General features: G+C 70.5%; 11 protein-coding genes and 1 tRNA gene. 7 read left to right on the forward strand and 5 right to left on the reverse strand.

Annotation, left to right across the window (positions count from 1 at the left end; all coding sequences use genetic code 11):
- Positions 1-12 precede the first annotated feature (12 nt).
- Positions 13-441, forward strand: a complete 429-nt coding sequence (locus Aiant_RS19075) for a MarR family winged helix-turn-helix transcriptional regulator (protein ID WP_189328218.1) — start codon at positions 13-15, stop codon at positions 439-441.
- On the opposite strand, the gene Aiant_RS19080 is transcribed toward Aiant_RS19075, so the two are convergent.
- Positions 438-1,133, reverse strand: a complete 696-nt coding sequence (locus Aiant_RS19080; protein ID WP_189328217.1) for a phosphatase PAP2 family protein — start codon at positions 1,131-1,133, stop codon at positions 438-440. The two genes, Aiant_RS19075 and Aiant_RS19080, sit on opposite strands and share 4 nt — an antisense overlap.
- A gap of 9 nt (positions 1,134-1,142) precedes the next feature.
- Positions 1,143-2,570: a trypsin-like serine peptidase gene (locus Aiant_RS19085; RefSeq protein WP_189328216.1), complete on the reverse strand. Its 1,428-nt coding sequence runs from the start codon at positions 2,568-2,570 to the stop codon at positions 1,143-1,145.
- 91 nt (positions 2,571-2,661) lie between these two features.
- On the opposite strand from Aiant_RS19085, the gene Aiant_RS19090 reads away from it, so the two are divergent.
- Positions 2,662-3,873 (forward strand): DUF4032 domain-containing protein, encoded by a 1,212-nt coding sequence (locus Aiant_RS19090; RefSeq protein WP_189328215.1) that lies wholly within the window; start codon positions 2,662-2,664, stop codon positions 3,871-3,873.
- Between the two features lie 276 nt (positions 3,874-4,149).
- Here Aiant_RS19090 and Aiant_RS19095 read toward each other — a convergent pair whose 3' ends face one another.
- A complete protein-coding gene (locus Aiant_RS19095) occupies positions 4,150-5,865 on the reverse strand; it encodes an NAD-binding protein (protein WP_189328214.1) in 1,716 nt (571 codons plus the stop codon).
- Positions 5,866-5,990: 125 nt separating this feature from the next.
- Between Aiant_RS19095 and Aiant_RS19100 the strand changes: the two genes are divergently transcribed.
- Both Aiant_RS19100 and Aiant_RS19105 read left to right on the forward strand, forming a co-directional pair.
- Positions 5,991-6,908, forward strand: a complete 918-nt coding sequence (locus Aiant_RS19100) for a hypothetical protein (RefSeq protein ID WP_189328213.1) — start codon at positions 5,991-5,993, stop codon at positions 6,906-6,908.
- 40 nt (positions 6,909-6,948) lie between these two features.
- A complete protein-coding gene (locus Aiant_RS19105) occupies positions 6,949-7,419 on the forward strand; it encodes an MSMEG_6728 family protein (RefSeq protein ID WP_189328212.1) in 471 nt (156 codons plus the stop codon).
- Here Aiant_RS19105 and Aiant_RS19110 read toward each other — a convergent pair.
- A complete protein-coding gene (locus Aiant_RS19110; protein WP_189328211.1) occupies positions 7,416-7,832 on the reverse strand; it encodes a GNAT family N-acetyltransferase in 417 nt (138 codons plus the stop codon). The genes Aiant_RS19105 and Aiant_RS19110 overlap by 4 nt on opposite strands.
- Positions 7,833-7,953: 121 nt before the next feature.
- On the opposite strand from Aiant_RS19110, the gene Aiant_RS19115 reads away from it, so the two are divergent.
- On the forward strand, positions 7,954-9,666 hold the full coding sequence (locus Aiant_RS19115) for an outer membrane protein assembly factor BamB family protein (RefSeq protein ID WP_189328210.1): 1,713 nt from the start codon (positions 7,954-7,956) through the stop codon (positions 9,664-9,666).
- Between the two features lie 64 nt (positions 9,667-9,730).
- On the opposite strand, the gene Aiant_RS19120 is transcribed toward Aiant_RS19115, so the two are convergent.
- Positions 9,731-10,816: an ABC transporter ATP-binding protein gene (locus Aiant_RS19120; RefSeq protein WP_189328209.1), complete on the reverse strand. Its 1,086-nt coding sequence runs from the start codon at positions 10,814-10,816 to the stop codon at positions 9,731-9,733.
- 137 nt (positions 10,817-10,953) lie between these two features.
- Between Aiant_RS19120 and Aiant_RS19125 the strand changes: the two genes are divergently transcribed.
- Together Aiant_RS19125 and Aiant_RS19130 are read left to right on the forward strand one after the other, a co-directional pair.
- Positions 10,954-11,027, forward strand: a tRNA-Thr gene (locus Aiant_RS19125).
- A gap of 412 nt (positions 11,028-11,439) precedes the next feature.
- Positions 11,440-12,159 carry a thaumatin family protein gene (locus Aiant_RS19130; protein WP_229829789.1) on the forward strand — a complete coding sequence of 240 codons (720 nt, stop codon included), beginning with the start codon at positions 11,440-11,442 and terminating at the stop codon, positions 12,157-12,159.

Raw genomic sequence — 12,159 nt, forward strand, 5'->3', positions numbered from 1 at the left:
TACATTATTGCCATGCCCGAGAGCAACGAACCCGATCTGCCGGACCTCGCCGAGCAACTGCGGCAGGCGATCGGCCGGCTGGTGCGCACCACCCGCGCGCACGCCGACTCGCTGCCGCGCACGCACGCCGAGACGATGGGATATCTCAGCCGGGAGGGCCCGCGGACCATCGCCGAGTTGGCGGCGCTGCGCCGGGTGACCCACCAGAGCATGAGCCGCACCATCGGTGAGCTGGAGAAACTCGAATTCGTCAGCCGGGCGCCGAATCCGGCCGACGCCCGCGGCTTCGTGATCACCCTGACCGCGGCGGGCGAGTCCGCGCTCAACCACGACCGAGCCGCGCGTCGCGAGTGGGTCGCGTCCCGGATCGCCAGCGAACTCACCCCGGACGAGCAACGGCTCCTCGCCGCGGTCCCCGCCCTGCTGGACCGTCTGGCCTAGTGGAAGGCGGGACGGCTCCAGCCGCCCAGGGCCGGCAGGGGGACCCGGTCCCAGGGGATGCGCTGCAGGACACGTGCCAGGACCACGCCGAGGAGCAGGCCGGCGATCGAGTCGGTGAGCCAGTGGAAGCCCAGGTAGACCGTGGTGACGAGGACGATCGCGACCGGCAGGACCCGGAGGGCGAACAGCTCCCACCGCTTCAGGGACCGCCGCAACAGGGCTGCCGCCAGGATCGCGAAGACCGCGTACCAGACCAGCGTGTTACCCATGTGCCCGGACGGATAGCTCATGCTGTACTTGCCGCTCGCCACCGGATTGAACATCTCGGCCTTGAACGGGCCCTGGTACGTCGGCGCGGCCCGGTCGAAGAAGATCTTCATCGGCCCGATGGTCAGATACAGCAACACGTAGGCGGCGGCGAAGGGCAGGGCCGCCCGTGCCGACCGGGTCCGGTACACCAGCAGCCCGGTCAGGATCAGGGCCACCGGAGTCAGCACCTGACCGCCCTGCCCGAAGTAGTTGAAGGCCCGCGCGGTCCAGTACGAGATCCGCGGCTGATGCGACAGCGACCAATCGGCCACCCGCTGGTCAAGATCCAGCAGCTGGCCGTTGATCAAGGCAACGGTCAGCGCCGCGAACCCCGCGAGCAGCAGGACGTCAGGCCACCAGGGCAGGTTGGGGCGTTGGATCATCCGTAAAAGTTAAAGGTACGCCCGCAACTTCGCGGCCAGCAGGTCACCACGAACGCCCGAATTGGGGCATCCGCCGAAGTGGTGCAGCGCCACCACCCTGTTCGTTTTGCGGGACAGCACCGGCGAGCCGGACGAGCCGCCCGCGGTGTCGCAGAGGTACGAGACGTCGGAGTGCGCGGCATATCCGGTGTAGTCCGGGTTCTCCACCGAGCAGTTGCCGGCCTTCTCCCCCTTGGCCCCGGCGATCCGGGTCGGCTCCCCGGCCGGGTGCTGCGGCACGTAGAGCTCGGTCCCCTTGGCCGGCCGCGCGGTGTCCAGCGTGAGGTACCCGAACTTCGTCACGTCCTCGAAGCCGTCGACGCTGAACAGCGTGTAGTCGAGCACGTGGTCGGTGGAGAGCACCTGGTCGCCCCAGACCTTGGTCGGCTTGAACACGTCGTACCCGCCGCACTTGGCGCACTGGTAGTTGAACCACACCTCGGTGTCGTACGCCTCCTCCGAGGTGGTCAGGCAGTGGTTGTTGGTGAGCATCCGGTTCTTCGGACCGACCCGCCAGCCGGTGCACAGCTCGGTCCCGTTGATCAGCAGCCGGGCGATCGCCTTCGACTTGACGTAGGCGACCGGGTCGGCGGACTGGTAGCAGATCGCGTCGGTGGAGGTGTCGGCGCCGCAGACCGACTCCTCCCGGCCGGACCGGCCGGGACGCGCGGTGGCCGGGGCGGGGATCCGGGCCTGTTCGGTACGACTGAACCCGCGAGCCACCCGGTCCACCCGCACACCCAGCCCGTCGAGAGCGGAGCGCACGCCGAGCGGGTCGATCGCCCGGTGCACCTCGACGACCGCGGTGTCCCCGGTGATCGACATCGCCCATTTACCACCATTTTTCGCGTCATAGCGGTAGGACTCGGTGGCATCCGGGTTCGCCACCGTCACATAGTCACCGGGCAGCATCGCCATCCGCGCGAAGTGCACCTTCACGTAGGAGGCCCCGGGATAACGGAAAGTCTGCGCCGACGGCCCGGCCAGATATCCGAGCAGCTTGCCGACGGTCAGCAGCTCACCCACCCGCTGCCGCCCGCCGGCCACCGAGGCCGATTCGAGGACACGCTCCGCACCGTGCTGCGTTTTGTCCGTTTTATGCGAAGATTTTGGGGCACGAGCGGACGGCGGGGAAGCTGGTTCTTCAGGTCTCTCGGACGAGAAAGGGCTCTCGGACGAGAAACCGGAGGAGGACCCGGCCGTCACGGACGACCGCACCGCGACAGCCTGAGCCGGCCGGGACACCTCGGCCGCCACCGGGGTACGCGGCACCCCGGGCGCCTGCTGCCAGGTTCCGACCGGACCGTCATCGCCGTGCTTCGCCGTCATCGCGCCGGCCACCCCGGCCAGCACGAGGGCGGCGCATGCTCCGACGACGATCGCTGTCTTGCGTCGCATGCCACTCCCGGGTACGTCGTAGGCGTTTTCGCACCTGTGTAACGAGCCACCTACGAGCACGACGCGGAGCCGGACCGGGCACACTTGGTCGGTGCGCATCACCTCCGCCCTCATCGACCCCGCGCTGCTGGACCTGCCGTGGCACGTGCCGCTGGAGGACTGGCCGGCGGATCACCTGGTCGCGCTGCCCCAGGGCATTTCCCGGCACGTCGTGCGCTTCGTCAAGCTGAACGACGTGGTCTACGCGATGAAGGAGACCCGCGAGCGCATCGCCGAGAAGGAGTACGACCTGCTCCGCGCCCTGGAGCGGATCGACTTCCCGGCCGTGCAGGCGGTCGCCATCGCCACCGACCGGCGGACCGCGGAGGGCGAGCCGCTGGAGACCGTGCTGGTCACCCGGCACCTCCAGTTCTCGCTGCCCTATCGCGCCCTGTTCTCCCGGGTGCTCCGGCCGAACACGATGAACCGGCTGCTCGACGCGCTCGCGGCGCTGGTCGTCCGGATGCACCTGACCGGCTTCTCCTGGGGTGACTGCTCGCTCTCCAACACGCTGTTCCGCCGCGACGCGGGCGCCTTCGCGGCCTACCTGGTCGACGCCGAGACCGGCAACCTCTATCCGAAACTCTCCGAGGGCCAGCGCAGCGAGGACATCGAGATCCTCCGGCTGAACATCTTCGGCGAGTGCCTCGACCTGCAGGCCGCCGAGCTGCTGCACGAGTCGATCGACCCGGAGAAGGTGGTCGACGACATCGTCGCGCGCTACGAGCGGCTGTGGCACGAGGTGACCTACGAGCAGGAGGTCACCAAGGACGCCCGGCACCACATCGAGCGGCGCATCCGGCGGCTCAACGAGATGGGCTTCGACGTCGCCGAGGTGTCCATGTCGACCACGGACGGTGGTTACCGGGTCCGGCCCAAGGTCGTCGACGCCGGCTATCACACCCGCCGGCTGATGCGCCTGACCGGCCTGGACGCCGAGGAGAACCAGGCTCGCCAGTTGCTCAACGACCTGGACACCTATCGCGCGGAGAGCGCGCTGCGTGACGAGCAGCAGGCCGCGCACCGCTGGCTGACCGAGGTCTTCGAGCCGGTGGTCCGCGCCGTCCCGCCCGCGCTGCGCCGGAAACTGGAGCCGCAGGAGATCTTCTCCCAGATCATCCAGCACAAGTGGCTGCTCTCCGAGCGCGCCGGCCGCGACGTCGGGATGGGCCCGGCGGTCCAGTCGTACCTGACCGAGGTGCTGGTCAACAAGCCCGACGAGCAGGCGGTGCTGGGCGTCGACGCCGACGAGCTATCGGTCTGAGACAAAATCCATTTTGTACGCTCTCGCCCTCCCCCAACCGCAACAGCCACGTCCCGTGGCCAAGCGCACGGTGATCCCGGTGCCGGACCGCGAGGCCGCGCCGGGCTGAGCCCGCGACGCCCGCTCCAGCGCCGGACCGCGAGGCCGCTCAGGCCGAGCCCGCGACGCCCGCTCCAGTCCGGACCGCCATGCGCGCCGGCCGAGCCCGCCGCGAACGGGCGTGGGCAGCGGTGCCGACGCGCCGGCCGGGAGGCTGCACGCCGTACCGAAAAGGGTCTAGGGTTTCGATCTCTCGACCAGGGCTCGCAACGCGCGCTGGCGGGCGACCACCAGGATCCGGTCGCCGGGGGCGAGCACCCGGCGCGGGTCCGGCCGCCAGTCCATCCAGTCGCCGGCCGAGGCGGCGGACATGCCGATCACCCGTGCCTGCCCGGGCTCGTCGACGTCGTCCAGCAACGCACCGTCCAGAGTCGACGCCTCGCGGACGGTGACCGTGCCGACCAGCAGCACGTGCCGGTCGACCGGGATGCTGGCGTGCACGTTGCGCTCCAGCAGGGCCGCGGCGAACACCGGGGCGCAGAGCCGGGAGACGCTGCGCGACGCGGTGATGTCGAAGGCGGAGCCGATCCGCTGGGCGAAGTCGTCGTCGAACAGCCGCAGCACCACCCGCAGGTCGTCACGGATCCCGCGGGCGTGCAGGGCGGCCTGGAGGTTCACCGGATCGTTGGTGGAGACCACGATCAGCGCCCGGCAGGTGGCGATCGAGGCGGCCTGCAGCGTCTCCTCCCGGGACGCGTCGCCGATGATCACCGGGACGCCGCGCCGCTGTGCCGATTTCACGCCGCGGGCGTCGGCGTGCCGATCGATGGCGACCACCCGGACGCCCAGGTCGTGCAGTTGGCGCAGCACCTGGGTGCCGACGTTGCCCAGCCCGACCAGCACGATGTGGTCGCGCAGCGCTCCGGCGATCCGGCCCTGGCTGAGCGCCAGCCGCGCGTTCACCATGCCGTCCACCACGGCCGCGGTGATCAGCGGCAGCAGCGCCAGCCCGGCGACGGTGAGCACCAGCTGCGCGGCCTGCGCGACCGCGTTGCGCTTGTCCTCCACATCGGACGCGCCGACCGCCGTCATCAGGGTCACGTAGATCGACTGCCACAGGTTGTGCCGGGTGTCGTCCCACGCGTTCAGCACCGCGCCGGCCAGCACCGTGATGACCAGCGTGATCAGCACGGCGACACCGAGCTTGCGGTTCAGCGCGGCGCGCAGCGCCCGGCCGAAGGCGGCCAGCGGGCGGCGCCGGCGACCGGCCCGGGCCAGCAGCCGGCGGGTCACGTCCTCACCGGGCCGGCCGGTGGCCTCGGCCAGCACCAGATCGTGCGGCCGGTCCGTGCCCGGGGCCGGCTCGGCGGGCAGCACCGACACCTCGCCGTCGTCGTCGGCGGCCAGGGTCGCGATCACGTTGCGGTCCAGCACGTCGCCGCGGTGGGCGACGTAGAGGGTCCGGCCACCGTGCCGGAAGTGGGTGGGCGCCACCTCGCCGAGCGCCGCCGCCACGAACGCGGGCGCGGCCATCTCGGCGTCGGAGAGCACCACGTGGTCCGGGAAGATCCGGCCCACGCTGCCGGCCAGCCCGGTGTTGAACATCCGGACCACCACCCGCAGTTTCTCCTCGACCTCCCGGGCGCACAGGGCGGCGTGCAGGTTGACCATGTCGTCCGGCATCACCAGAGCCAGGGCGGTGGCACCGGACAGCCCGGCCTCCCGGAACGTCCGCTCGTCCAGCCGGTCGGCCTGGCGCAGCTCGACACCGCGCTCCTCGAGCACCTTGAGGTCCGGCACGTCCGGCCGCAGCTGGGCCGGAGTGATCACGGTGAGCCGGATCCGATGGCGGGAATTCGCCACCTCTTCGGCCAAGGTCCAGACCAGTGCGTCGGCGCCACAGACGACCAGGTGGGGACGGGTATCAGCGGCGGAACCGGGCGACGCACTCACGTTCACGAATCGTAGTCAGCCGTTACCGCCTGGTGGGGCCCTCCGTTGCCCCATCCGACACCATTCGTCCGAGTTGGTGGGTATTTCCCGCAAACCCATCGTCCGAAGTGGTCTGGAGAAGATCAGTGCGTAAGTTGTGGTATGCCGGAGCCGGCGTGATCGCCGGTGGTTTCCTCCTGTTCGGGGCCGCTCCCGCCCAGGCGGAGGGCACGTCGCCGGACCCGATCGCCTCCGTGGCCCCGTACGCCGACCCGCTGGGCGACGTGCTGGCCCGGACCAACGGCCTGCGCCTGTCCAGCCCGGTCGGCACCGACCCGCTGGGCCGCGCGCCGCTGGTCACCCTCGACCAGGACGGCCAGCGACTGTTCCCGATCAAGCCGGGCCAGAACGACATCGCCGGGTACCCGCTGAGCCGGAGCAAGAGCCAGGGCCAGGGCCAGGTGGAGTCCGGCGACACCGACCGGCGCTCGTTGCCGGCCGCGGACGTGATCGGCGGCAGCATCCACAACAGCCCCGGCGACCGGTTCGCCGGCTCGCTCAAGGGCATCCCGTTCACCGACGCGAACACCGGCTCCACGCGGCTCCCGCTGCTCGGCCGGCTCCCGGTCGTCGGCGGCCTGCTCCCGGACGGCAGCCCCACCCTGGAGAGCGCGTCCAGCGAGTACCCGCTGCTCGACGACCTGGACGGCAACCTCTCGGTGCGCGGCCTGCCGAAGCGCGTCTCGAACTCGAACCGGGCCGTCCTCGCCGGTCTCCCGCTCGGCGGCTCCCCGGTCGCCCCGGCCGACCTGATCCCGGAGGCCACCCCGACCGCCTCGCCCTACGCCTCGGCCCCGGCCCGCCCCGGTCTGGCCTCGCCGTCGGTCGCCGGCTCGCCCTCGACCGCTGTCTCGCCCTCGTCCGAGGCGCCCGTCGCCGTGCCGCCGTCGGCCTCCGAGACGCCGGCGCCCTCCGCCTCGGTCGCTCCCTACACCAAGAGCGCGGACCCGCGGTCCAAGGTGGACGACCCGCGCCTGCTGGAGGAACCGCTCGACCGCAACTGACTCGCCGTTTCACCTCGGCTGATCAGGGAAAACTCCGGGTATGCAGACTTTTCTGCCATACCCGGATTTTCTGTCCAGCGCCCGGGTACTGGACCAGAAGCGGCTCGGCAAGCAGCGGGTGGAGACCATCCAGGTGCTGCGGGGGCTCACCGTCGCGGACTACGGCTGGCGGCACCACCCCGCGGTCCAGATGTGGCGCGGTTACGAGGAGGCGCTGGTCCGGTACGGCCTGGCCATGTGCGAGGTGTGGACCGCGACCGGCCGGGCCGACACCTGCGCCACCACGCTGGTGGACGATCTGCGCGCCGCCAAGGGCATCACCGTGGTGCGCACCCAGGAACAGCTCGCCCGGGTGGTCGCCCTGCCGCCCTGGCTCGGCGACCCGGATCTGCATCGCAGTCACCAGTCCGCGCTGCTGCGCAAGGACCCGGAGACGTACCGTCCGATCTTCGGCGACGTCCCGGACGACCTCCCGTACGTCTGGCCGGTCGCCGCCGCAAGCCCGCGCTAGTCCAGCAGATCCCAGCTGAGCAGCGTGAACGTGGTCTCCTCCAGCGCGCCCGCGGACCGGTAGGTGGCCAGCGCGGCGGCGTTGTCGTTCTCGGTGGCCACCCACATGCCGTAGCACCCGTTCTTGCGGGCCAGCTCGGCGAGCGCGGTGACCAGCGCGGTCCCGATCCCCTGGAGCCGGGCCGCCGGGGCCACGCCCAGCTCGTAGACCAGCATCTCGGTGCCCTTGTCCGGATGGGTGGTCTCCACGCCGGAGATCATCCCGACCGGGCGGTCCGCGTCGTCGTAGGCGACCAGCAGGTGATGGGTCGGATCGTGCAGGAAGCGGCGGGTCGCCTCGTCGAGCGGCGGCGCGTCGAAGAGGTCGGCCGCGCGATGCACCTCATCGGCGGAGGTGACGCGTTCGATCCGCATCCCGCCACCCTAACCAGGGTGGGTCACGCTTCCGCATCCGATCGACCGGCCGCACCGCGTGATCGGCAAGCGACCTCTCGGTAGCATGACGGGCCGATACCGCGACGGTGGAGGCGACGAAATGCCAGTTCCGGGTGACGGCTCCGACGAGACCGCGGCCGCCACACCACCAGATCAAGACCCTTTACGGTACGCGTCGGGCACGGCCGCCGCGGCCACCCCGACACCCACGCCGTCCACCGCGCCGCACGAGCCGCCGCCGCGGACCGACACCCGGGTCGGCCCGCCGCGCACACCGCCGGCGGCCGACGAGCCGTCGATCCGTTTCGCCCAGCCGGTCGACCCGTGGGCCGAGGCGGAGGCGGCGGCTCGCGAGTCCGGCAGCCCGCCGCCGTACTCGATGGCGCCCCCGGCCACCGTGACGGCGGCGACCGAGGCCGGGCCGACCTGGCCGGTCGCCACCACGGGCGAGGCGGGCGGCCGGCGGTCGTACCGTAAAGGGTGGTGGATCCTCGGTGGGGCGGCAGCGGCCGCGACCGTCGCGCTCACCGTGACCGCCGCCTACCTGTTCTGGCCCGGCTTCCGGGCCCTGGACTTCCACGACCTGCAAGACGTCGCCCGCCTCGACCCGGCCGTGCCGATCACGTCGGGCTGGGCGCAGACCGCGGTGCGTGGCGACCGGGCCTACCTCGCCGGCACCAGCGAGTCCGGCGAGGCCGTGGTGACCGCCTACGACCTCGATGCCGGCCGGGAGCTCTGGAAAAGCACGAAGGCCGGCACGGCGCGCGCCTGGTCCCGGATCTGGGCGCTGCCCGGAGCCGCGGTGCTGCTCACCGAGCCGGACTACACCACGAGCACCGCCCGCCTGGTGGTGCTGGACGGCAGGACCGGCGCGGTGCGCTGGGAGAAAACGCTGCACAGCTCGGACGACGACGTGCAGTTCGGCGCCGACATCGTGCTGGTCGAGGACCACGACGCGAAGACGCTGCACGGTTACGAACTGGCCACCGGCGAGGAGCGCTGGCACGCCGACAACCCGGCCGGCACCTCGCTGGGCGGCCAGATCCCGGTGACCGGCCAGGACGATCTGGACGGGACGTCCGGCACCCAGGGCAGCGTGACCACCCCGGACCTGAGCGACGGCGACCAGGTGGTGCAGTTCGCCAGTGACCGCTCGGCCCGGGTGATCAACGTGCACGACGGCACGATCGGCCCGTCGCGGGCGGACGTCGCCTACGGCAGCAGCGAGTGGAAGGTCGCGCACGACGGCCGGCTCTTCGTCGAGGAGTCCAGCAGCCACCGGCTGCTCGCCTACGACCTGAAGAATTTCGACACCAGTGAGCCGCAGCTGCTGTACACCGCGAAGAAGGACGGCACGGTCAGCAGCCTCGCGCCGTGCGGCGACGACCGGATCTGCTTCATCGAGACACAGTCCTACGCCTACGACAGGTCCGAGGTGGTGGCCGTCGACCTGGAGCAGCACCGGGAGGTGTGGCGCAAGACCACGCCGCGGGCCAAGTGGCTGATCCCGGTCGGCGACACGGTGCTGGCCGTCGGCGACGAGTCGACCACGCTCTACGACGCCGACGGCAAGCCGGAGTGGGAGGGCCTGAAAGGCACGGCCGCCCGGCTCGACGGCGGCAACGTGCTGCGCTTCTCCGACGACCTGTCCACCTCGGTCGGCGACCGGTACCTCGACGGCGTGCACCTCGGCGACACCAAGGTGCCGATCGGGGCGTTGCAGGACGTGCGCAGCAGCAGCTGCTCGTGGAACACGTCGGTGGTGGCCTGCGCCGGCGAGAAAGACTTCGTGATCAAGCAGTTCGCCGGCTGATTCCCCCCACGGAAAGGGCCGCCCGGATCACCGGGCGGCCCTGTTCTGTTGCCTCAGCGCTGGATCAGATCCGCTGGCCGGAGCCGGCGTGGAAGACGTGCAGCGCGTTCGCCTGCGGGCGGATGTAGACGGTCTCGCCCATGTGCGGCATGTTGCGACGCTCGGTGCGCACCACGAACCGCTCCGAACCACCGGCCAGCTCGGCGTGGCCGTACACGTTCGCGTCCGAGCCGAGGTCCTCGACCAGGTCCACGACGATCGGCAGCGCGTCGATCGACTCGGGGACGATGTCCGCGGCCTCCGGGCGGAAGCCGACGGTGACCTTGCCGTCGCCGCTCTGCGCCGCGGCGACCTGCTCGCGGGTCAGCGGGATGGTCAGCGAGCCGAAGACGCCGCCCGCCTCGGTCAGCGGAACGGTCTTGATGTTCATGGCCGGGGAGCCCATGAAGCCGGCGACGAAGACGTTGCCGGGGGTGTCGTAGAGCGCCCGCGGGGTGTCCACCTGCTGGAGCACGCCGTCCAGCATGACCGCGACCCGGTGACCCATGGTCATGGCCTCGACCTGGTCGTGGGTGACGTAGACGGTGGTGACGCCGAGCTTCGCCTGGAGAGTGGCGATCTGCGAACGGGTCTGGACGCGGAGCTTGGCGTCGAGGTTCGACAGCGGCTCGTCCATGAGGAACACCTGCGGCTGACGCACGATCGCGCGGCCCATGGCGACACGCTGACGCTGACCACCGGAGAGCGCCTTCGGCTTACGGGTCAGGTACTCCTCGAGCTGGAGCAGGCCCGCGGCCTCCTTGACGGCGCGGTCGATCTCCGCCTTCGGGGTCTTGCGCAGCTTCAGGGCGAACGCCATGTTCTCGTACACCGTCATGTGCGGGTACAGCGCGTAGTTCTGGAACACCATCGCGATGTCGCGAGACTTCGGCGGGAGGTGGGTGACGTCCTTGTCGTTGATCAGGATCTGACCACGGTCGACGTCCTCCAGGCCGGCGAGCATGCGCAGGCTCGTGGACTTACCACAGCCGGAGGGGCCGACGAGGACGAGGAACTCGCCGTCGCCGATCTCGAGGTTGAGCTCGTTGACCGCGGGGCGCTCAGAACCCGGGTAGATCCGGGAGGCCTTCGCGTAGGTGACAGTAGCCACGGTGAATCGACTTCCTTTCCACCGGCAGGAACGTGCCGGACGATCCGAGTAGAAGGAACAGCCCCGCCACTGTATTTGCCTTCGACCCACATGCCAAGGTGGCGATTACATAACGGGACGTTATGCTGATGCCCGTCGCCTCCATAGCTCAGTTGGCTAGAGCATCCGTCTTGTAAACGGAAGGTCGTCGGTTCGAGTCCGACTGGGGGCTCCGTGGAGGGGTTCCCTGTCCGCAGAAAGCGCGGACGGGCCCCGTCGCTTCGCTTACCTGGGGGCCGAGCCCCCAGACCCCCGCGTTACGGACGTTGCGGAATCGCCGGCTGTTGCGGATCGCTTGGCCGGAAACCCCGTGACGGTTTCTTGGGCTGTTGTTTGTGTTATCCGAGCTGCGCGGCGGCACTCTCCCATGCATGGTGGCTGACCTGAGAACGATCCGGTGGCGCGTGGCGGTGCTGACCGCGGTATTGCTTGCGGCGCTGGCGGGGTGTTCGGACGACGCATCCGTGCCGATTGCCGCTGTCACGTCCGCTCCCGTGGGCACCGCGTCCGCGCCCTCGGCATCTCCCTCGGCGGTCGTGACTCCGCGGGTTTCTCGCACGTCGAAGGCGCCGGTGAGGAGCACGGTGCCGGTGCATGCGGCGGGGGTGCACACGGTGGTGATGGTGAACGCCACGGCGCGGGTGTTGTGGGTGGCGGCTACGCAGCAGAAGGAGCATCCGATCGCGAAGACGCGGTGGCGGCTGCGGCCTGGGGAATCCGCCAGTGTGCGGTTGCCGAAAGGGTGGGGTGGGCGGATCTGGGCGCGGACCGGCTGCGAGGTCGACGGCGGCGGGCGGACCGTGTGCCAGTCCGGGTACTGCGCCGACGGCGAGAAGTGCGTGCAGCCGGATCCGGCGCCGACCACGCTGGCCGAGTTCGCCCTGGACGCCTGGAACGGCCTGGACTTCTACGACGTGAGCATGGTCGACGGGTCGAACCTGCCGATGTGGATCAATGTCTTCCACACCACGACGAAGGATCCGGTGAACGCCCGTGGCTGCTCCGCCCAGGGCTGCACCGAGCCGGTCGCCTGCCCCGCCGCGATGCGGGTGACCCACGGCGGGACGACGGTGGCCTGCAAGAACCCGTGCACCGCGTTCGACACCGACGAGACCTGCTGCCGGGGCGCCTGGGCCGGGCGGGAGAACTGCGTGCCGGCCAGGTGGAAGGTCGACTACACCCAGGTCTTCAAGAGGGCCGAGCCGTTCGCGTACTCCTACGCCTTCGACGACTCGGCCACCATGTCCTGCAAGGGCGCCTGCGATTACCGCGTCACCTTCGGACTGAGCCCGGCCCGGCGGTGA

It is taken from the genome of Actinoplanes ianthinogenes (genome assembly GCF_018324205.1).
Lineage (GTDB): Bacteria > Actinomycetota > Actinomycetes > Mycobacteriales > Micromonosporaceae > Actinoplanes > Actinoplanes ianthinogenes.

Bases quoted from the DNA above. Each gene is read 5' to 3' on its own strand.
- Aiant_RS19105 (WP_189328212.1), top strand. From the start codon at position 6,949: ATGCAGACTTTTCTGCCATACCCGGATTTTCTGTCCAGCGCCCGGGTA.
- Aiant_RS19110 (WP_189328211.1), bottom strand. From the start codon at position 7,832: ATGCGGATCGAACGCGTCACCTCCGCCGATGAGGTGCATCGCGCGGCC.
- Aiant_RS19115 (WP_189328210.1), top strand. From the start codon at position 7,954: ATGCCAGTTCCGGGTGACGGCTCCGACGAGACCGCGGCCGCCACACCA.
- Aiant_RS19085 (WP_189328216.1), bottom strand. From the start codon at position 2,570: ATGCGACGCAAGACAGCGATCGTCGTCGGAGCATGCGCCGCCCTCGTG.
- Aiant_RS19080 (WP_189328217.1), bottom strand. From the start codon at position 1,133: ATGATCCAACGCCCCAACCTGCCCTGGTGGCCTGACGTCCTGCTGCTC.
- Aiant_RS19075 (WP_189328218.1), top strand. From the start codon at position 13: ATGCCCGAGAGCAACGAACCCGATCTGCCGGACCTCGCCGAGCAACTG.